The organism is Phaeobacter sp. QD34_24 (genome assembly GCF_028890115.1).
Classification (GTDB): domain Bacteria; phylum Pseudomonadota; class Alphaproteobacteria; order Rhodobacterales; family Rhodobacteraceae; genus Phycobacter.
Genome location: NZ_JARCJD010000009.1, coordinates 131080 through 150216, shown reverse-complemented (window position 1 = coordinate 150216; position 19137 = coordinate 131080). Strand labels below are relative to the sequence as shown.

At 63.2% G+C, this 19137-nt stretch carries 17 protein-coding genes; 6 read left to right on the top strand and 11 right to left on the bottom strand.

The window, feature by feature from the left end:
• Positions 1 to 83 precede the first annotated feature (83 nt).
• Positions 84 to 1937, bottom strand: coding sequence for a LysM peptidoglycan-binding domain-containing protein (locus PXK07_RS09490; RefSeq protein WP_274847983.1), 1854 nt, complete (start codon positions 1935 to 1937; stop codon positions 84 to 86).
• 122 nt (positions 1938 to 2059) lie between these two features.
• Between PXK07_RS09490 and PXK07_RS09485 the strand changes: the two genes are divergently transcribed.
• Positions 2060 to 2605 carry an LOG family protein gene (locus tag PXK07_RS09485; protein ID WP_274847982.1) on the top strand — a complete coding sequence of 182 codons (546 nt, stop codon included), beginning with the start codon at positions 2060 to 2062 and terminating at the stop codon, positions 2603 to 2605.
• A gap of 65 nt (positions 2606 to 2670) precedes the next feature.
• On the opposite strand, the gene PXK07_RS09480 is transcribed toward PXK07_RS09485, so the two are convergent.
• Positions 2671 to 3126: a host attachment family protein gene (locus PXK07_RS09480; protein ID WP_274847981.1), complete on the bottom strand. Its 456-nt coding sequence runs from the start codon at positions 3124 to 3126 to the stop codon at positions 2671 to 2673.
• Positions 3127 to 3266: 140 nt separating this feature from the next.
• On the bottom strand, positions 3267 to 3866 hold the full coding sequence (locus PXK07_RS09475; RefSeq protein ID WP_274847980.1) for a superoxide dismutase: 600 nt from the start codon (positions 3864 to 3866) through the stop codon (positions 3267 to 3269).
• A gap of 134 nt (positions 3867 to 4000) precedes the next feature.
• Here PXK07_RS09475 and PXK07_RS09470 point away from each other — a divergent pair, with 134 nt between their 5' ends.
• A complete protein-coding gene (locus tag PXK07_RS09470; RefSeq protein ID WP_274847979.1) occupies positions 4001 to 4771 on the top strand; it encodes an FkbM family methyltransferase in 771 nt (256 codons plus the stop codon).
• A gap of 21 nt (positions 4772 to 4792) precedes the next feature.
• Here PXK07_RS09470 and PXK07_RS09465 read toward each other — a convergent pair whose 3' ends face one another.
• From PXK07_RS09465 to PXK07_RS09445, 5 genes are all read right to left on the bottom strand, one after another.
• The gene (locus tag PXK07_RS09465) at positions 4793 to 5203 is read right to left on the bottom strand and encodes a hypothetical protein (RefSeq protein WP_274847978.1); all 411 of its coding nucleotides are present in this window, start codon (positions 5201 to 5203) and stop codon (positions 4793 to 4795) included.
• A 135-nt stretch (positions 5204 to 5338) separates the two neighbouring features.
• Positions 5339 to 5908, bottom strand: a complete 570-nt coding sequence (locus PXK07_RS09460; RefSeq protein ID WP_274847977.1) for a sarcosine oxidase subunit gamma — start codon at positions 5906 to 5908, stop codon at positions 5339 to 5341.
• Positions 5901 to 8930, bottom strand: coding sequence for a sarcosine oxidase subunit alpha family protein (locus PXK07_RS09455; protein ID WP_274847976.1), 3030 nt, complete (start codon positions 8928 to 8930; stop codon positions 5901 to 5903). The genes PXK07_RS09460 and PXK07_RS09455 overlap by 8 nt, the downstream gene beginning before the upstream one ends.
• Before the next feature lie 49 nt (positions 8931 to 8979).
• Complete coding sequence (locus PXK07_RS09450; protein ID WP_274847975.1) at positions 8980 to 9309, bottom strand: sarcosine oxidase subunit delta; 330 nt, start codon at positions 9307 to 9309, stop codon at positions 8980 to 8982.
• A gap of 133 nt (positions 9310 to 9442) precedes the next feature.
• Entirely contained in the window at positions 9443 to 10687 is a 1245-nt protein-coding gene (locus PXK07_RS09445) for a sarcosine oxidase subunit beta family protein (RefSeq protein WP_274847974.1), read from the bottom strand.
• Between the two features lie 231 nt (positions 10688 to 10918).
• Here PXK07_RS09445 and ccmI point away from each other — a divergent pair, with 231 nt between their 5' ends.
• The 3 genes from ccmI to PXK07_RS09430 are packed head-to-tail and all read left to right on the top strand — an operon-like array spanning position 10919 to position 12892.
• A complete protein-coding gene (gene ccmI, locus PXK07_RS09440) occupies positions 10919 to 12163 on the top strand; it encodes a c-type cytochrome biogenesis protein CcmI (protein ID WP_274847973.1) in 1245 nt (414 codons plus the stop codon).
• Positions 12160 to 12633, top strand: a complete 474-nt coding sequence (gene ruvX / locus PXK07_RS09435; RefSeq protein ID WP_274847972.1) for a Holliday junction resolvase RuvX — start codon at positions 12160 to 12162, stop codon at positions 12631 to 12633. Before ccmI ends, ruvX begins: the two co-directional genes overlap by 4 nt.
• Entirely contained in the window at positions 12626 to 12892 is a 267-nt protein-coding gene (locus PXK07_RS09430) for a DUF1289 domain-containing protein (RefSeq protein WP_274847971.1), read from the top strand. Before ruvX ends, PXK07_RS09430 begins: the two co-directional genes overlap by 8 nt.
• On the opposite strand, the gene dusA is transcribed toward PXK07_RS09430, so the two are convergent.
• Positions 12893 to 13891 carry a tRNA dihydrouridine(20/20a) synthase DusA gene (gene dusA / locus PXK07_RS09425; protein ID WP_274848000.1) on the bottom strand — a complete coding sequence of 333 codons (999 nt, stop codon included), beginning with the start codon at positions 13889 to 13891 and terminating at the stop codon, positions 12893 to 12895. It abuts the gene before it with no gap.
• Positions 13892 to 14272: 381 nt separating this feature from the next.
• Here dusA and PXK07_RS09420 point away from each other — a divergent pair, with 381 nt between their 5' ends.
• Positions 14273 to 16906: a DUF2339 domain-containing protein gene (locus PXK07_RS09420; RefSeq protein ID WP_274847970.1), complete on the top strand. Its 2634-nt coding sequence runs from the start codon at positions 14273 to 14275 to the stop codon at positions 16904 to 16906.
• A 73-nt stretch (positions 16907 to 16979) separates the two neighbouring features.
• Here PXK07_RS09420 and PXK07_RS09415 read toward each other — a convergent pair whose 3' ends face one another.
• Positions 16980 to 18890 carry a RiPP maturation radical SAM C-methyltransferase gene (locus PXK07_RS09415; protein WP_274847969.1) on the bottom strand — a complete coding sequence of 637 codons (1911 nt, stop codon included), beginning with the start codon at positions 18888 to 18890 and terminating at the stop codon, positions 16980 to 16982.
• A gap of 19 nt (positions 18891 to 18909) precedes the next feature.
• A complete protein-coding gene (locus tag PXK07_RS09410) occupies positions 18910 to 19104 on the bottom strand; it encodes an MbtH family protein (protein WP_274847968.1) in 195 nt (64 codons plus the stop codon).
• Positions 19105 to 19137 lie beyond the last annotated feature (33 nt).

The window sequence follows — 19137 nt, the reverse complement described above, 5'->3', positions numbered from 1 at the left end:
GGGAATGCGAGGTGGGAAAAGAAAAAACCGCGCCCCCACAAGAGGAGCGCGGCCCTGTGTGTCGTGGCTTGCGCCGTTCCGATCTACTCGGGCAGATTGAACACCTGCCCCGGATAAATCAGGTCGGGATCGCGGATCGCGTCCTGATTGGCCTCAAACACCCGCACGTAAAGGAAGCCGCTGCCATAGCGTTCCTGCGAGATCGCCCAGAGCGTATCGCCCTTCTGGACGGTGACGGCCCGCACCAGCGGCACCGGCTGATCCGGAGCCGTGCCCGGCGCCTGCGCTGGCGGTTGCAGCACCTCGGGTGCCTCGCGTTTGAAGGGGGTTTCCAGGCGGCTGAGCACCGCGCCATCCGCTGCGTCCACCTCATCCAGGCGCAGCGTGTAGATCCCCGGATCGATGCCGACCAGGGCGCCTCCCCAGCGGCTGTCTTCGCCCACCGGCATTTCGCCCGCCAAAGCATTGTTCACATAGGCGCGCACCAGCGCACCCGCGCGCGCCCGGCCTGCCAGCACCACGTCGCCACTGTCGGAATAGCTGATGGTGTCCAGCGCCACCTTACCGCCCAGGACCGGGGCCGCAGGCTGGACCAGTTCGACCCCATCCGCACCGGCGCGCAGCACGGCCACGGATGTGGCCTGCGGTTCGGGAGCCGGTTCGGTTTCAGCCCGGACCACCTCTTCACCCTGGCTCTGAGCGGTGCTGGTTGTCGGCGCTTTATTCGGCGCTGTATTCGACCCCATATTCTGCTCTGCATCCGGTGCTGTCTCGGCCGTATCGCTCTCGGTGGTATTGAGGGCGATCTGTTCCGTGCTGGTCTGTTCCGTGGCTCCCTCTGACGGTTGCGCGGGTCCGTCGGCATCGGCCTCTACCGGTGGTGCGGTCTCCTGTGCGTCCCCCGTATCGGAGGTCTGCTCGGGGCTCGCCTGTGCGGTCTGGACCGGTTCGACTTGCGTTTCCTGCTCCGGTGCAGAGACGGTCCCCCCCTCTTCCCCGGCGGTCTCAACGGCAGCCGAGGCAAGCTCCGTGCTGGTCTCTGCCACGGTTTCGGGCTGGGAGACCGGCGCTTCGGCGACATCCGGCACAGGGGCTGGCGCAGGCACGGGGGCGGCTGGTGCAAGGATGAACTGATCCAGCGATGCGGCCTCCTGCTCACCCAGGCGGGCCAAGAGGGAAATCACCCGCGGTTGCTGGCTGGGCAGGATACTGGCGAAGATCACGAATTCACCGCTGCCTTGAGCCGAAGCCTGTTCCAGTACCGTTCCGTCCAGCAGCACCGAGATCGCTGCACCAGGCACGGCCCGCCCGGCGATCACCACGGCGCCATCGGGATCAACACGCACCAGGTCCAGCTGCGGCGGCGCCAGCGCGGTCACGGTCTCTGTCACGGGCTGGCTGTCTTCAGGATCCGCGGCCTGCGTGTCGGTCTGCCCCTCCTGGGCGGTATCCTGAGGCTCTGCTGCGGTCCCGGCAGTCTGGACATCCGCGCCCGCCTCTTGCGGTGCCTCGGCCGACGGTTCAGCTTCAGGTTCGGGTGCGGCGGTCTCAGTCGCTGCGGTCTCAGCCTTTGCGGCCTCTGTCGGCTCAGCGGCCTCGGACGCGGCGGGTGCCACATCGGGCGCCTCGGCACTGTCTTCGCCCGGGTCGGATACGCCATCTGTCCCTGCACTTGTCGCTGCGCCGGAGCTTTGCTCCCCATCAGCCGCTTCGGCCTGAGCAGCATCCGTTCCTGGCACCACCACCGGCCGTCCCGTTGCAGGCGAAAGCGCGACCTCCGCCTGGCTGTTAGGACGCAGCGCCTGACCTTCGGAGGGATCCTCCCCCTCGAACACGCCAAGCTGCACCAGGACCACACCTCCAACGATCACGACAACAGCGGCAATACCCCCTATTGCCAGAGAGCTGATGCCCCCAGTTCCAGATGTCTGCGCCATTGTGTTCCTTCCCTTGAACGAGATGTTCTCTCTCGCTTGGTTGAGCCAACCTAACAATGGGGGTATCTGGGGTCAAAACAGCATGGCTGTTTGCCGATGAAACCCTGATGAAAGGTCATCCCATGAGCATAAAATCCGTCTGTGTGTATTGCGGATCCCGTTTTGGGGCAATGCCCAGCTATGCCGCAGCCGCCGAGCGTCTGGGAAAAGGGCTGGCAGAACACAGTTTGCGGCTGGTTTACGGTGCCGGAGACGTCGGCCTGATGGGCTCCGTGGCACGTGCGGCGCAGGCCGCGGGGGGTGAAACCTTTGGCGTGATCCCCGTGCATCTGGAGCGGCGCGAGGTCGGCAAATCGGATCTCACCACCTATGTGGTCACCGAGACCATGCACGAGCGCAAGAAGGTCATGCTCTACAATGCCGATGCGGTGGTGGTTCTGCCCGGCGGACCGGGATCCCTGGACGAATTGTTCGAAGTGCTGACCTGGCGCCAGTTGGGCCTGCACCAGAAACCCATCTTCGTGATCAATACCGATGGATACTGGGACAAGCTGCGCGATCTTCTGGATCACGTGGTTGCGCAGGAATTCGCGGATGCCGCCGTTCAGGACTATCTGACCTGGGTCGACACGGCGGAAGAGGCCCTGGCGCAGTTGACCGCCCTCTGAGCCGCCAGACGTCCAGCCGGACCTCTTTCAAAGAGGTCCGCAGTGGCCTTTCAAACCTGGCCGGGTCAGGCGGGTGCAAGCGCTGACTTCAGCGCAGCGGCGATCTCGGGCACCGGATGGTTGGTCAGATCCTTCGCCAGTTCCAGCATCACAAGCTTCTGAGCCTTGTCACTCAGTTCGCTGCGGAGCGCACCCAGCGCCTTGGGCGGCGCGATGACCGCAAGGGACGAACAGGCACCCGCCGCCACCCATTTGTTCACCAGCGCTGCTACTCCGGCGGCAAAGTGATCTTCACCCATCTGGTGCCAATCCGCTGGCTCCACCGCCCCCCGCGCGGCCCCCGAGTCGCCGCTGAACCGTCCCGGCGCATCGCTTCCCTGCGCCGCAGTCGCGGGGTTGTCGATCTCATCGACCCGCATCACCCGCAAATCCGCATCGGTGGTGTCACTGACATTCTCCAGGAACAGGGCCTTCTGGCCATCTGCAACCAGGATCCAAAGTCCTTTTGGCAATCTCAACATCGGCTCTCCTTTCCCTCTGCCTGTCAGAAGACACTCAGACGCGGTCACCGGGCCTTGATGCGTATCAAATGCACAAGAAAAAACCCGCACCGGTTGTGGCGCGGGTTCTGATCTCTCCATCCCTTGGGGATGTGCAGCGCTCACATGCGCGAAGCGACGTTTTCCCAGTTGACCAGGTTGTCGAGGAAGTTGGTCAGGTAGGCCGGGCGCTTGTTGCGGAAGTCGATGTAGTAGGAGTGTTCCCACACGTCGCAACCCAGAAGTGCGGTCTGGCCAAAGCACAAGGGGTTCACGCCGTTTTCGGTCTTGGTGACGGCCAGCGAGCCATCAGCGTTTTTCACCAGCCAGGCCCAGCCAGAGCCGAACTGACCTGCGCCCGCGGCGGAGAACTGCGATTTGAACTCATCGACCGAGCCGAAGCTTTCGGCCAGAGCCTTTTCCAGCTCGCCGGGCATTGCGCTCTCGCCCGGGCCCATCATCTCCCAGAACTGGTTGTGGTTCCACAGCTGCGAGATGTTGTTGAAGATGCCGTTCTGGGCCACGGCGGATTTGTCGTAGGTGCCGACAATGATCTCTTCGAGGGTCTTGCCCTCCCACTCGGTGCCGGCGATCAGCTTGTTGCCGTTGTCCACATAGGCCTTGTGGTGCAGGTCGTGGTGGTATTCCAGGGTTTCCGCGGACATGCCCTTGGAAGCCAGCGCATCATGTGCATAAGGAAGATCGGGAAGTTCAAAAGCCATATCGGACCCCTGTCAAATTTTGTTGCGTTCCTGTGCAGATACATGCGGCGCAGCCCCCGGCAGGTCAAGGGCCAAGGTAACAAATCCGCGCCAAATGCCCGCAAGGTCTATGTGCGCCAATTGGGGAGACCAAAATGATTGCAGAGGCCTGGATCCGTGCACGCAAAGCCTGCTACCGCCTGCGTGGCTATTATTCGGGCCAGTTGAACGGTGTGCCCTTCCGGCTGGATCCCTATCATTCCAAGTTCTGGCGCAAGGCCTCCGCCGGGCAATGGGAGCCCGAGACCTTTGCAGTGCTGGATGCGCATCTGGACAAGGATCATGACTATCTGGACATCGGCGCCTGGATCGGCCCCACGGTTCTATACGGCGCGCATAAGGCACGTCGGGTTATGTGTTTCGAGCCTGACCCGACCGCCTTTCGCCATCTGGCCTGGAACCTTGAGCTGAACCGCATCGACAACGTCTCTGCCTTCTCAGTGGCCATCAGTGATGGCTTTGGCCTGGCGCGCATGGCTTCCTTCGGCGGTGAGGCGGGTGACAGCATGTCGAGCCTCCTCAATGACGGGGCGCATGGCTCGGATGTGATGACCATCGGCTGGCAGGATTTCGAGGCTCAGGCCGACCTGTCACGGGTATCCCTGGTGAAACTCGATATCGAAGGCGCCGAATTCGATGTGCTGCCGCAGATGATCTCCTGGCTGAAAGAGCAACGCCCCGCGCTCTATCTCTCTACCCACGCGCCTTTCCTGCCCGAAGAGACCCGCAACGCCCGGATGGCCGAGTTGGCGGATCTTCTGTCATTTTATGGGGAGTGCCACCCGGACAATGGCGCAGAGGCAGGCTTTGACGCCCTCACCAGACCGCGTGCCCTGACCCAGTTCCCGACCTTCCTGTTCAAATAATGCGCCGCGCTGCCGAACCGTTCACTTGATCCGCTTGCAGGACCCTGTTCCGCGCCGGTCGGCATCGTCGCCGTGAAGGTTCATCTGGATATTTGCGGTGGTCCTCGCTGTATCCAGGCGCACGGAATAGCTGGCGCTGTCCGATGTGTTTCCGCGCAAGGGAAAGCCCTTCAAGGTCCACTTCAGCCTGTACTTATGAGCCCCCAATTCTTCAAAATCCGCAGCGATCGGGGCTTTGAAGACTTTGTGGATATAGCCATCATAGACCATGGCCGTGCCCCCGACAGCATCCACCACGAAGATCGACTTCGGCGGAATACCACCATAAGCCGTGTAGGATTTGAAATCGCATTCATAGGCGATGGGCGCAGCTTTCGCTGCAAGGGGCAGCGCGATCAGCGCGATCGCGGCCGCCAGGATTTTCTTGCTCATTCGAATATCTTGTCTGTTCAATTACATACCAGCTTCCAAGAGCAGGCAACGAACACCGACAAAACTAGCAAAGACGTGCCCTTAGGTTCGGGCACGCTATAAAATCACGGCAACTCACACAACCCTAAAGTCACCTCAGCCGTAGACGCCAACCCTTGATTGCGGATGCGCCGAAGTCTTCAAAAGGTTGAAGACATACTGGGAAACCGAGCGGAAACAGACGATGTGGAAGGTCTCCGCCTCATCCAGCCAAAAGGCGGCGGCGACCTGGGCCATGCGGGTGCGGCGGAAATCACCGGGGGCAAAGGCGGCAGGATCGAAATCCACCGGACAGATCTTGCCCAGAACCTCACGCGCGCCAGCGCCCGACAGGGAAAACAAAGCCCGCGCATCCGAGACATTGACCGCCAGCGCGTGTTCACCTGACAGCGCCTCGGCCAGCGTGGAGGTTGTTTGCTCCACCTCGTCATAAGGTACCAGCAGCAACAATTCATCCGGCGACATCCAGGCGGCCGCGCCGCCTGTGGCCACTGCGATCTGGCGTTGACTCGGAACATCGGCACCGGTTGCGGCCTTCACCGCCTTTTGCAAGGTCTTGGAGGACAGATCGCCACGCAGGGTGATCATGCCCTGCAGCCCGGATTCCTCGATGGTGGCAAGCCCGGCATAGCGGGCGCCCGGCAGGGCGCTCAACGGATCAGACATTCTGCTTCTCCCCTTCCTTGTCGTAGAAGACCGGATCGACGATCTTTGCCTTGTAGACGGTGCCATCGGTGCCGGGGAATTCGATCACCTCGCCCATGCGTTTTGGTCCGTGTTTGACCAGCCCCATGGCAATCCCCTTGCCCAGAGTCGGCGAATGATAGGTCGAGGTCACCCGGCCAATGGTGTTCTTCTGCCCATTGGCGTTGACACCGCTGCCCACCGCATAGGCACCATCCGGCAGCACGGCGCCATCCAAGGTTTCCAGCCCCACCAGCTGCCAGCGGTCGGGATCGACCATATGGCTGCGCTGTTGCGCGCGTTTGCCGATGAAGTCTTCCTTCTTCTTGGAAATCGCCCAATTCAGCCCCAGATCCTGCGGGATCACGGTGCCATCGGTTTCGTCCCCGATCATGATGAAGCCCTTTTCGGCGCGCATCACGTGCAGACATTCGGTGCCATAGGGCATGACGCCGAATTCCGCGCCAGCGGCCATCAGCGCATCCCAGAAGGCCTGACCCTGCGAGGCAGGCACCGCGATTTCATAGGACAGTTCACCAGAGAAGGAGATCCGGTAGGCGCGGCATTTGAAACCGCCGATCTCTCCGTCCTTCCATTCCATGAAGGGCAGCGCCTCTTTGGAGACATCCATGCCGCCGCCCGCCTCAGCGTTCAGCTTTTCCAGCAGCATCCGCGCCTTGGGGCCGACCACGGCGACCTGTGCCAGCTGCTCGGTCACATTGGCGACATAGACCTTCCAGTCCCACCATTCGGTCTGCAGCCATTCCTCCATATGGGCGTGGATACGGTCCGCACCGCCGGTGGTGGTGTGGCAGAGCCAGGTTTCCTCGTCGATGCGGGCGACAACGCCATCGTCGGACAGGAAGCCATTCTCGCTGCACATCAGACCATAGCGGCATTTGCCCACTTTCAGGGTCGACATCATGTTGGTGTACATCATGTCGAGGAAACGCCCGGCATCCGGCCCCTTGACGATCAGCTTGCCCAGGGTCGAGGCATCCAGGAGACCCACATTCTGGCGAGTGTTCAGGATTTCACGGCTCACCGCCTCCTTCACGCTTTCGCCCGCGCGGACAAAGGCATAGGGGCGGCGCCAGTGGCCCACCGGCTCCCAATCCGCACCATTGGCATCGTGCCAGTCGTGCATCGGGGTCTTGCGCAGCGGCTGGAAGATCTCGCCCCGCGCCTCTCCGCCGATTGCGCCCATGGAAATGGGGTGATAGGGCGGCCGGAAGGTGGTGGTACCCACCTGCGGAATTTCGGAACCCAGACTATCGGCAAGCACCGCAAGACCGTTGATATTGCTGAGTTTCCCCTGATCCGTCGCCATGCCCAGCGTGGTGTAGCGTTTGGTGTGCTCGACACTTTCAAAACCTTCGCGCGCCGCCAGTTGCACGTCCGAGACCTTCACGTCATTCTGGAAATCCAGCCAGGCCTTCATGCGCAGGTCTATCTCGGCGCGGGCGGGCATCAGCCAGACCGGCTGCATCGGCGCCTCGTCCTGCGCCACGCCGGCTGCGGGTTTGGCTTCGGCTTTGAACCCTGCGGCCGCGGCGGCCTTTGCGCCTGCCTCGGCAGCGTCGCTCAGGACCGCGCCAAGCCCCAGCGGACCATTCGCAGACCCGGCTGCAACCACGAAACCGGCCCCGTCAGCCCCCAGCGGAGGACGCGCGGGATCGGGGCGGAAATGCGCCTGAGCGTCATCCCAGGTCAGCTTGCCGCCGCAATGGGACCACAGGTGCACAACCGGCGACCAGCCGCCGGACATGGCGACGGCGTCGGCCTCTACCTCTTCCTGGGCGCCGCCCTGGCCGTTCTGGGCGCAGATCGCGACCCTGGTGACGCATTTGCCGTCCTTGACCTTGGCAATGCCGCGTCCGCATTCGACGCGGATCCCCAGGGCGCGCACCTCTTCCATCAGAGCACCGCCGCCGGTTTCACGGGTGTCCAGCACCCGCACGACCTCGATCCCGGCTGCGTGGAGTGTCAGCGCGGTGCGATAGGCATCGTCGTTGTTGGTAGCGACCAGCACGCGTTTACCCGGCGTTGCGCCCCAGTTCACCACATAGTCGCGCATGGCCGCAGCCAACATCACGCCCGGCACATCATTGCCCGCAAAGGACAGGGGCCGTTCGATCGCGCCGGTTGCGGTGACGATCTGTTTTGCACGGATCCGCCACATACGATGGCGCGGGCCACCCTGCCCCGGCGCGTGATCGGTCAACCGCTCGTACCCGAGCGCATAGCCGTGATCGTAGACGCCCGCCCCCATGCAACGGTTGCGCAGGGTGACGTTCTCCATCGCTGACAGTTCGGCCAGGGTCTGTTCCACCCAGGCCTCGGGGTAGTCGCCATCAATGGTGCCGCCGTCGACCGGCGCACGCCCGCCCCAATGGGCGTTCTGCTCCAGCACCAGCACCTTGGCGCCCGATTTTGCCGCCACCAGCGCCGCCTGCAGGCCGGCCACACCGCCGCCAATCACCAGCACATCGCAGAAGTAATAGAAATGCTCGTAAGTGTCGGCATCCTTCAGCTCCCGGTCCGGCGCCTGCCCCAGACCCGCGGATTTGCGGATGATCGGCTCGTAGACGTGTTTCCAGAAGGGTTTGGGGTGGATGAACATCTTGTAGTAGAAACCGGCAGGCAGGAAGCGCGCCAGCTTGTTGTTGACCACGCCCACGTCGAATTCAAGGCTTGGCCAGTGGTTCTGCGACTGGGCGCTGAGGCCCGAGAACAGCTCGGTCGTGGTGGCGCGCTGGTTGGGTTCAAACCGGTCGCCCGTGCCAAGACCAACAAGCGCATTAGGTTCTTCCGCGCCCGAAGCCACCAGCCCACGCGGACGGTGATACTTGAACGAGCGGCCCACCAAGAGCTGATCATTGGCCAAAAGGGCCGAGGCCAGCGTATCCCCGGCATAGCCCGTCATGCGCGTGCCGTTGAAGGTGAACTCGATGGGTTTGGAGCGGTCGATCAGGCGCCCCTGAGTGGCAAGACGGGTGCTCATGCTGCGGACCTTTTGCAAAAGACGGCGACAGATGGGGTTGGGCGGCGGATCATTCGAACTCCCTCCAGCTCCAGCCGGGGCGTTTGGCGGTGATCGCATCGCGGATCTCCTGCGGCGGCGCGCTGGTCTGCGCCGTGTAGGTGCCGAAGACCTCAAGCGTCATGGTACAGCGGGCCGCGTGGAACCACTTGCCGCAGCCGGTCACATGCCGCCAGCGTTCGAAATGCACGCCCTTGGGGTTTTCCCGCATGAAGAGGTAGTCGTGAAACTCATCATCCGAGGAGCCGGGACCAAAGCGTTTCAGATGCGCCTCGCCACCGGCGTGGAGTTCGGTTTCCTCGGCTTTGACGCCGCAATAGGGGCATTCAAGGATTAGCATGGGCCATGCTCCGGTTTGATCTGGTCTACAGCGCCCGGACCGAGGGCGGGGGCGGAACGCGCCCGCCCATGGGGGCGGGTCGGGCGCGATGCGACGCTTTGCGTCGCATTGGTCGGAAGGATCGCCAACGCCATCAATGCGCCACCCCCGCAGCGACGCTCTCATCAATGAACTTGCCTTCCTTGAAACGCATCATCGAGAACTCTTCGGCCAGTGGTGAATGGCCGGTCGCCATCAGCTCGGCCATGGCCCAGCCGGACCCCGGAATGGCCTTGAAGCCGCCGGTGCCCCAGCCTGCGTTCACAAAACAGTTCTGCACCGGGGTTTTCGAGATGATGGGTGAACGGTCGCCGGTCACGTCAACGATCCCGCCCCATTGGCGCAGCATCTTGAGGCGCGAGACCATCGGGAAGGTCTCGATCAGGGCGCGCACGGTTTCCTCGATATGGTGGAAGGATCCGCGCTGGGTGTAGTTGTTGAACCCGTCGGTGCCGCCGCCGATCACCATTTCGCCCTTGTCGGACTGGCTCATGTAGCCGTGCACGGTATTGGCCATGACGACCACATCCATGCAAGGCTTGATCGGCTCGGAAACCAGCGCCTGCAGCGCGACGCTTTCCACCGGCAGGCGGAAACCGGCCATTTGGCTGAGGTGCGAACAGTTGCCCGCAACCACCATGCCCAGCTTGTCGCAATCGATGGCGCCCTTGGTGGTATCGACACCGATGACGCGGCCGCCTTCGCTGCGCACACCGGTGACTTCGCATTGCTGGATGATGTCCATCCCCATAGCCGAACAGGCCCGCGCATAGCCCCAGGCCACCGCATCATGGCGCGCGGTGCCGCCGCGCTCCTGCCAAAGACCGCCCAGCACGGGATAGCGGGGACCGGCCAGGTTGATGATCGGCACCAGCTCCTTGACGCGGGCAGGTTCGATCCACTCGGTCGAGACCCCTTGCAGGGCATTGGCATGGGCGGTGCGCTTGTAGCCGCGCACCTCGTGCTCGGTCTGGGCCAGCATGATGACACCGCGCGGGGAGAACATCACGTTGTAGTTCAGATCCTGGCTCATATCCTCATAAAGGGACCGCGCCTTTTCATAGATCGCCGCAGACGGATCCTGCAGGTAGTTCGAGCGGATGATGGTGGTGTTGCGCCCGGTGTTGCCGCCGCCCAGCCAGCCCTTTTCCAGCACCGCCACATTGGTGATGCCAAAATTCTTGCCCAGGTAATAGGCCGTCGCAAGGCCGTGTCCGCCGGCGCCAACGATGATCACGTCATACTGGCGTTTCGGCGCAGGATTGCGCCAGGCGCGTTCCCATCCGGTGTGATAGCGCAGGGCCTCCCGCGCGACAGCAAAGGCTGAATAGCGTTTCATGAGCGAATCCACTGGTTCCCGTCTTCTCTTGGTATGCCCGAGGGCAGGCACGGAGCGGTGCCGTTTATCGTCGCATTTCTGTATAGATGCGACATCACCGATCATCGGAAATCCCCAGAGACATCCTGGCAAGATCCAGGCGCAGACAGGGTGCAGACAGGGTGACGCAGCAGTTAGGCCTTTTTTCGCGGGCACTGGAGATATAGATGGGGGTGAAACATCGGAGTGAGCATGGTTTTCTGGATCCTGACCGCCTTTATGGCCCTGGCCGTTGCCGGATTGATGGCATTGGTTCTGCTGCGCAGCCGCGATATGGGTGAACCGCCCGCGGCTTATGACCTGCGCGTCTATCGCCAGCAATTGCGCGACGTGGACAAGGATCTGGCGCGCGGTGTCATCAATGAAGCCGACGCGGGCCGCATCCGCACCGAGGTGTCGCGCCGCATTCTGGCTGCCGATGCGCAATTGCAAAAGGACGGCGGCGGCGCCAATCAGCCTGCGGGCCTGTCCCGCGGCATGGCGCTGATCCTGGTGCTGGCACTCTGCGGCGGCACCCTGGCGCTTTATGCCAACCTCGGCGCGCCTGGCTATGGCGATCTGGCGCTCAAGACCCGTATCGCCATGGCAGAGGAACGCGCCGAAAACCGCCCCTCTCAGGCAGAGGCCGAAGCCCAGGTGCCCCCGTTCCCGGCGCCCGAAGTGGAAGACAGCTACCGCCAACTGGTCGAACAACTGCGCCAGACCGTGGCCAAACGCCCCGATGACGCTCAGGGCCATGCGCTGCTGGCGCAGCACGAGGCGAACTTGGGCAATTTCACCGCCGCCCATCAGGCCAAGGCCCGGTTCATCGAGCTCATGTCCGGCGCGGTGGGGGCCAGCGATTTCGGCGAGTTGGCCGAGCTGATGATCATGGCCACCGGTGGCTATGTCTCCCCCGAGGCAGAGGCCGCGCTGGTCCAGACCCTGAAGCGTGACTCCGAAAACGGGGCGGCGCGTTATTACTACGGGCTGATGCAGGGTCAGCTGGACCGCCCGGACCGCGCCTATCAGATCTGGGCCGAGACCCTGCGGACCAGCGCACCAGGCGATCCTTGGGTCGATGGCATCCAGCGGCAGATCGAGGACATGGCCTTCCGCGCCGGGGTCGAATACCAACCGATCACGCCGCAAGGGAAACCGCCCCTTGCCGGTGCCCTGCCCGGCCCCGATGCGGCCGACGTGGAAAATGCCGCCGCCATGAGTGATGAGGACCGCGCCGAGATGGTGCGCGGCATGGTCGCGCGGCTGTCGGACCGGCTTGCGACCGAAGGCGGCACGGTGCAGGAATGGGCTCGCCTCATCGGCGCGCTGGGGGTTCTTGGCGATACAGAACAGGCCCGCGCCATCTACCAGGAGGCGCAACAGACCTTCACGGGGGACAGCGCCGCGCTGGAGCTGATCACCGCCGCTGCCCGTCAGGCCGGGGTCGCCGAATGATCCATGAGAGTTTCGAAGATTTCGCCGCCGCCCTGCCCGGGTTTACGGCCCTGATCGGACTGGATCTGGGGGACAAGACCATCGGCGTTGCGGTTTCCGATCGTATCGGCGCGGTTGCCACCCCGCTGGAAACCGTGCGGCGCAAGAAATTCACCCTCGACAGCGCGCGGCTCCTGAAGATCATCAAGGACCGCGATGTGGGCGGCATCCTTTTGGGCCTGCCCCGCAACATGGACGGCAGTGAAGGACCGCGTTGCCAATCCACCCGTGCCTTTGCCCGTAACATGGCCCGGCTGACCGATCTGCCGATCGGGTTCTGGGACGAACGCCTCAGCACGGTCGCCGCCGAAAAGGCGCTGCTCGAGGCGGATACGTCTCGCAAACGCCGTTCCGAGGTGATCGATCACGTGGCAGCCTCCTATATCCTGCAGGGAGCGCTGGACCGCATGAGGCATTTGAACAATGGCTGACCACCCCACGGACAAGATCTGGATGCGGCAGGAAATCCAGTCGCCCTGCATCAAACTCTGCGTGGTCCACCCGGAGGCCCGCATCTGCACCGGCTGCTATCGCTCCATCGATGAAATCACCCGCTGGTCGAAGATGTCACCCGAGGCACGCGCCACAGTGATGGAAGAGCTGCCGGACCGCGCCTCTCTTCTCAAGAAACGCCGCGGAGGGCGCGCGGCCCGGATACAGCAAAACGCGCAGAAAAACACACAGAGCTGATCAGGCCGCAGAGCGGTCCGAAACCTGAGCCAAGGCCTCCAGCACCAGGTCCGGCCCCGCCCCGGGGCGGTTGGCCCCTTCCGACAGGATGCGCCGCCAGGCGCGCGCGCCGGGACGCCCGGCAAACAGCCCCAGCATGTGCCGGGTGATCTGGTGCAGCCGTGCACCGGCACTCAGATGAGCTTCGATATAGGGCAGCATCCGGTGAACCACCGCCACCGCATCGCGCACCTCTCCACAGCCATAGATCACCGGGTCGGCGGCAGATAGGATATCGGCAGGCTGATGATAGGCGGCACGGCCGATCATCACACCATCCAACCCCTGATCCAGATGCGCCTGTGCGGCCTCCAGCGAGGCGATACCGCCATTGATCGAGATATGCAGATCCGGGAATTCCACCTTCATCCGGTGCACCAGGTCGTAATCCAGCGGCGGGATATCGCGATTTTCCTTGGGCGACAGCCCCTGCAGCCAGGCCTTGCGCGCATGCACCGTCACCCGCTGACAACCCGCCGCGCGGATCTTCTCCAGAAAACCGGGCAACACCTCTTCGGGTTGCTGATCGTCCACACCGATACGGCATTTGACAGTAACTTCAACCGCGACCGCCTCTGCCATGGCCGCCACGCAGTCGGCCACCAGCTCCGGCGTCTTCATCAGCACCGCGCCAAAGGCCCCCGATTGCACCCGGTCGCTGGGACAGCCGCAGTTGAGGTTGATCTCATCATAGCCAGCCTCGGCCCCCAGCCGCGCAGCCTCGGCCAACTCCCCCGGTTCGGATCCGCCCAATTGCAGGGCCACCGGATGTTCCTCGGGGCTGTGGTCCAGCAGATGCAACGCCCCCCCGCGCACCAGCGCCGGGGCCGTTACCATTTCCGTATATAGAAGGGTCTCCTGGCTCAGCAGGCGATGCAGGTAGCGACAATGGCGATCGGTCCAGTCCATCATCGGTGCGACACTAAGGCGTGCGTGCCGTCTCAGGTCGTTTCTCGCAATGTCAGACACTTGGCGCACCTCGTTGCTTCCCCGGTTGTTTCCCCGCCCCTCCAATAGCATGCAGAAGCTGACAAGCAGAGGCCAAAACACCGCTTGCGCAGGATGTGCAAGAGCAAATCCGCGCGGCACGGTCTTGGCGGCAAGAGCATACCGATTTGGCCGCCCAGCAGAGCTATTGCCTGCAAGCGCATGAGGTGAAAGGGTGTCTTCATGACTGTATTTCCTTTGATCATTCTCCTTATCATTGTTTTCATTATCGCGGCCCCGATCTATCTGCGTATTTTGCTACGCAAACAAGAAGACCGACTGGACGCGCTGGAACGTCGGCTCTCAGAGGCGCTTGACGAACTCGCACTTGGAACAGGCAGCCCACCCGCCAGGATGCAGCCAGACACAGAACAGACCGTGGTCAAGCCTGCTGCCGATCACATCGACGCTGCGACAGAAGACGCCGAAATGTCGGACCAGCAGGAACAGAGGCGCGAGGCCGTGCCTGCCGCAGAGGCACAGTCCGAAGGTCCAGCAGCAGAAGAAACTTCTCGGACACCGGCAGGTGGCAATACGCCTTGGGGCATCACCCGGTCACAGCCCCCCGAAGACCCCGTGGATGTTCCTGGCCGCAGCCTGGAGGAAACCCTGGCCTCGCAATGGCTAATCTGGGTGGGGGCCATCGCTGTTGCGCTCAGCGCGGTGTTCCTGTTCCGCTATGCGGTCGATCAGGGCTGGCTGACGCCGATGACACGGGTGATCCTGGGCCTGCTGCTCGGGGGGGCATTGCTGGCGGCTGGCGAATGGGCCATGCGCAATCCGGTCAAGGCGGTAGAGCGGGCGGTGAACCCGGATTACGTGCCCCCGGCCCTGTCCGGATCGGGCATCTTTGCGGTGTTTGTGTCGCTATATGCGGCCCATGGCATTTTCGGACTGCTGACGCCGACCACCGGCTTTGTCGCCCTGGCGCTGACCTCCTATGCCGCTTTGCTGCTCTCTCTGCGCCAGGGACCTTTTGTGGCGCTGCTGGGGCTAGTTGCCGGGTATCTGGTGCCCGCCCTCGTGGATACGCCGGTACCGCAGGCGATGCCGCTGTTTCTCTACCTCTTTGTGCTGACTGCCGGATGCCTACTGGTGATGGTCTGGCGCAAATGGTGGTGGTTTTCTTACCTGGCCTTGACCGGTGCCCTTGTGTGGCCGGTTCTGTGGCTGGAGGGCAGCTGGACACTTGGAGATCAGGGCGTGTTGAGCAGCTATGCCCTTGGCCTGGCGCTGCTGTTTGCGCTGCTCTCGACCGGACTGCCGATCAAACGGCCCGAAACGCCCCTGTGGCGATGGGCGGTCAAGATGCTGGCCGATACATCCGGGCTTGGCTTTGCGCTATCAGGTCTGCTGCTATTAGCTGTTGCGGCAGCGACTGGCTTCAACGGGGCGGGTTTTGCCTTCATCGGTGCCTACGGGGCGGCCGCGCTCCTGATGGCGACACGCCGCGCGGCGCTGGAAAGCCTGTTGCTGGCCTCGGCCACCATCACCCTGGCGGCGGTCCTGCTCTGGCCGACACCAGTGGAGGTGACCCCGGCCATCGCCGCACAGGATCTGCCGGATCGCGGCTTCGGCCCCTTCCTGGTCCCGCCTGAGTACCGGGTCTATGCCCATGCCTTGTGGACCTTTGCCGCGCTGTTTGGAGTTGGCGGATTTATCGGCATGCGCTGGGGGCGCAGCAAGGCCGTCTGGGCCGGGATTGCCAACCTGATGCCACTGCTGTTCTTCGTGATCGGCTATTGGCGGATCGGCGGGCTGGAGACCGATGTCGCCTGGGCCCTGATTGGCGGCGCCCTGGCCCTTCTGGCCGTGGCCGCTGCCGTGCGAACGGGGCGATGGGCGGATCATGGCCCCGGCAGCGACCTTGCCACGGCCCTTTTTGCGGCAGGTGCGACCGCAGCGCTGGCGCTGGCCTTTACCTGCCTGCTGCGAGAGGCCTGGCTCACTGTCGCGCTGGGTTTTGAAACGCTGGCGCTGGCCTGGATCTGGACGCGCGTGCGCCTGCAGCCCCTTCGCACAATCGCCGCGCTGGTCACCCTGGTGGTGATCGCCCGACTGGCGCTGAACCCGATGATCCTGGACTATGAGGGCGATGTCTTTGGCCTCTTTGGCTGGGTGATCTACGGCTATGGGCTGCCGGCGGCGGCCAGTCTTGTCGCCGCGCGCCTCTTTGGCGGCAGCCCCACGGATCTGACCCGCACCCTGTGCGAGATCGCGGCCGCAGGCTTTGCCTTCCTTATGGTCGCGCTGCAGTTCAAGCTCTGGACCTCGGGTGATCTGTCCCCGGCAAACTGGGCCCTGTTCGACCAGTCGGTACAGGTGATCTGGTGGCTGGTGGCCGCCGGTCTGCTGCTTTTTGAAGCCCGACGCGGGCAGCGGCGCTGGCCCTATCCGGCGGGCATGGGGCTGTTACTACTTGCGCTAGGCACGATCGTCTTTGGCGCGGTCCTCAGCCTGTCGCCGCTGCTCACCGGTGAACCGGTCGGGCGCCTGCCGCTGCTGAACCTTCTGGCGCTGGCCTATCTGGTCCCGGCCATTCTGCTGCTGGTGATTGGCCGCAGCAGGCAATTTCAGTTGACCGACAGGTTGCGACGGCTTCTTCCCGGGGCAGCCGGGGGGCTGCTGTTCCTCTACATCACCCTGGAAACCCGGCGCGCCTTCTGGGGATCGGTGATTGTCCTGACCGATACGACACAGCCCAGCAATCTGGAGTTCTATGCCTATTCCGCCGTCTGGATCCTCTTTGCCCTGTGCCTGTTGGCAATCGGCATCCTGCGGGTGTCGGTCCCGCTGCGCTATGCCTCCCTGGCGGTTCTGCTGATCACCGTGGCGAAGGTCTTCCTTTTCGACATGTCCGATCTGACGGGTCTGTTCCGGGTCGCTTCCTTCCTGGGGCTGGGCCTGGCCTTGATCGGGATCGGCCGCATCTACCAGCGATACGTCTTCCGTCCCGGACAAACTGCCCCCGTGGATGAGACCGCGTGACCGGTTGAGGGTAGGAACCGCCCTGCACTGGACAGAGCCATCACAGGCGCACCCTCAAGATCGGTGGTCTAGGTCAAACCCGGGCCAGCGTTATCGTCGGCGGTTGGGGCGTTCCCCTGTTCCCACGTGCGACCTCCTGGGCGCGGATGCGGCGCGCTGCGGCGCGTGGATCCGGCGCCACTGCCAGGGAGAGGTAGCGGTCCCCCTCGCGGTAGATCAGCTTGCGCTCCACCAGGCTGCAAAGGGTGCTGCGCAAATCCTCCTGCTCTGCAAAGAACCCGGCACGTCGCAATTCGGCCAGGTGGCGGATCTGGCAACACCAGAGATAAAGATCCCGCTCGGCCCCCTGCAGACGATGCTGACGGGGTTTGCGGCCGCGCTGATCCTCGATCACCAGGCTGCGGCCAAGGTCATGATATTGCAGGAAAGGGCGCTCGCCAATCCGACCTTCGGACACCTCTCGCCAGGTTTCCAACGTCTGCACCAAACCGCTCCAATCGGGGCCCTCTTGCCGCTCGTCCCAGCTCAGTTGGTAGAGACACAGGCCCGCGTTGATCTCATTGGGCAACAGCGTGGCGTAATAATCGTCATTGCGCACGTTGTAGATGCCATGCGCCGCGCGCTGCTGGTCGGCGCCTGACCCAAGGTGCAGCTGGAACACCGCCAGGAACAGCGTCTGATAGGCATAGGCGTAGTCGGCAATGATCCGGCGGTTGTCATCCACTTCTTCCTGGGTGGTACCGGGATAGCCCACCAGCAGATTGCCGTAGTTCACGATCTCCAGCTCAAAGAAGGTCTTCATGGCCTGAAGGTTATGGATCACCGTGGTGCGTTTATTGAGACGTTTGAGATAGGCGTTGCTGAAGCCTTCGATCCCCAATTGCGCGGTCTCCAACCCGGCATCATGCATGCGCAGGATCTCATAAGGGGTGACCGTCGCGCGAAAGGGAATGGCAAAGCGAAAGCTGCCCGGCGCGCCCTCGATGGCATCGGCAAAGGCACGCATCTTGGGACCGGGCAGATCGTTGTCCATGAAATAGAACCAGGCCACGCCATAGCGATCTGCAAGTGCGGCCAGTTCGTCCCGGATGCGCTGAGGCGATTTGAACCGGTAGCCAGCCCATTCCGTCGGCACCGAGCAGAAGCTGCATTTGTGCACGCAGCCCCGGCTGGCTTCCACCGCGATGGCCTTGGCCCATTGCGGCGCGCTGCGGATCAGGGGATGCGCGTAGTAGCTGTCGTATTCCGGCACCGGCAGGCTGTCGAGATCTGGCAGTTGCGTGAACCGGCCCGGTTTCCCGCCGGTTTGCCGTGACAGAACACCCGGGATGTCTGCGATCCTTCCCTGCTGCAGCCCCCGCAAAAGCGCCAGCAGCGCCGCTTCACCTTCACCCTGGACGATGAAATCAACCTCTTCAAAACTGGCCAGGATCGTCGGCCCCATCTTCGCACCCACGTTGGTGCCACCCAGGATCACCACTGCGCCCGGAAACCGGGACTTCAACAGCCGCGCAAAGTATAGGCTGGAAAACAACTGCGTATAGGTGGTCGTCAACCCCACCACGGGCGCCCTGCCCCGCGGTGCCCACAGCGCCTGCAGACGGTCCAGAACCTGCATTAGGGTCCGCTCCAACGCAGCCCCGATATGATCAAAGGCCTGGTCAAGCGGCACCGGCAGATCCTGCAAAGCCGCCGCCACATTGGGCATCCAGCCCACCGCGTCCAGAAAATGCACCCTTGCCGCCTCTGCTCGCTCGGGAAACAGCCGCCCCGTGAAGAAACAATCGCCCAGGCAGTTCTTCTCCGCCTCTACCGCGATCGCCTCATAAGGCGCCATTCCGACGGTCTCGGCCCCGTCCAGAAATGCGGGGAGCAGATCGACGTCCCAGCCCGGTTCCTCTTGCCGCAGATAGGCTGCGAGGCTGCCGATATCGATGGGCGGCACCCGGACCGAGCGCCAGGGCAGCGAGATCAGGCTCAGCATGGCCCGGCTGCCGGACGGGTCATGTCATCGCCTCCCGCAGGCTCTTGGGCCGCATGTCGGTCCAGACCTCCTCGATATGATCCAGACAGGCCTCCCGGCTGCCCGGCTCCCCCACCTGCTGCCAACCTGCGGGCAGCTCACGCTCGGCGGGCCAGATCGAATACTGTTCCTCGTCGTTCACGACCACAAGGTAGGTTTCAAATGGATCGGACATGGTGTTTCTCCTTTGGAAATTAAAGAATAAGCA

Excerpts from the sequence above, each read along its gene's own strand:
- PXK07_RS09490 (WP_274847983.1), bottom strand. The coding sequence starts at position 1,937 with ATGGCGCAGACATCTGGAACTGGGGGCATCAGCTCTCTGGCAATAGGG.
- PXK07_RS09485 (WP_274847982.1), top strand. The coding sequence starts at position 2,060 with ATGAGCATAAAATCCGTCTGTGTGTATTGCGGATCCCGTTTTGGGGCA.
- PXK07_RS09480 (WP_274847981.1), bottom strand. The coding sequence starts at position 3,126 with ATGTTGAGATTGCCAAAAGGACTTTGGATCCTGGTTGCAGATGGCCAG.
- PXK07_RS09475 (WP_274847980.1), bottom strand. The coding sequence starts at position 3,866 with ATGGCTTTTGAACTTCCCGATCTTCCTTATGCACATGATGCGCTGGCT.
- PXK07_RS09470 (WP_274847979.1), top strand. The coding sequence starts at position 4,001 with ATGATTGCAGAGGCCTGGATCCGTGCACGCAAAGCCTGCTACCGCCTG.
- PXK07_RS09465 (WP_274847978.1), bottom strand. The coding sequence starts at position 5,203 with ATGAGCAAGAAAATCCTGGCGGCCGCGATCGCGCTGATCGCGCTGCCC.
- PXK07_RS09460 (WP_274847977.1), bottom strand. The coding sequence starts at position 5,908 with ATGTCTGATCCGTTGAGCGCCCTGCCGGGCGCCCGCTATGCCGGGCTT.
- PXK07_RS09455 (WP_274847976.1), bottom strand. The coding sequence starts at position 8,930 with ATGAGCACCCGTCTTGCCACTCAGGGGCGCCTGATCGACCGCTCCAAA.
- PXK07_RS09450 (WP_274847975.1), bottom strand. The coding sequence starts at position 9,309 with ATGCTAATCCTTGAATGCCCCTATTGCGGCGTCAAAGCCGAGGAAACC.
- PXK07_RS09445 (WP_274847974.1), bottom strand. The coding sequence starts at position 10,687 with ATGAAACGCTATTCAGCCTTTGCTGTCGCGCGGGAGGCCCTGCGCTAT.
- ccmI (WP_274847973.1), top strand. The coding sequence starts at position 10,919 with ATGGTTTTCTGGATCCTGACCGCCTTTATGGCCCTGGCCGTTGCCGGA.
- ruvX (WP_274847972.1), top strand. The coding sequence starts at position 12,160 with ATGATCCATGAGAGTTTCGAAGATTTCGCCGCCGCCCTGCCCGGGTTT.
- PXK07_RS09430 (WP_274847971.1), top strand. The coding sequence starts at position 12,626 with ATGGCTGACCACCCCACGGACAAGATCTGGATGCGGCAGGAAATCCAG.
- PXK07_RS09420 (WP_274847970.1), top strand. The coding sequence starts at position 14,273 with ATGCAGCCAGACACAGAACAGACCGTGGTCAAGCCTGCTGCCGATCAC.
- PXK07_RS09415 (WP_274847969.1), bottom strand. The coding sequence starts at position 18,890 with ATGCTGAGCCTGATCTCGCTGCCCTGGCGCTCGGTCCGGGTGCCGCCC.
- PXK07_RS09410 (WP_274847968.1), bottom strand. The coding sequence starts at position 19,104 with ATGTCCGATCCATTTGAAACCTACCTTGTGGTCGTGAACGACGAGGAA.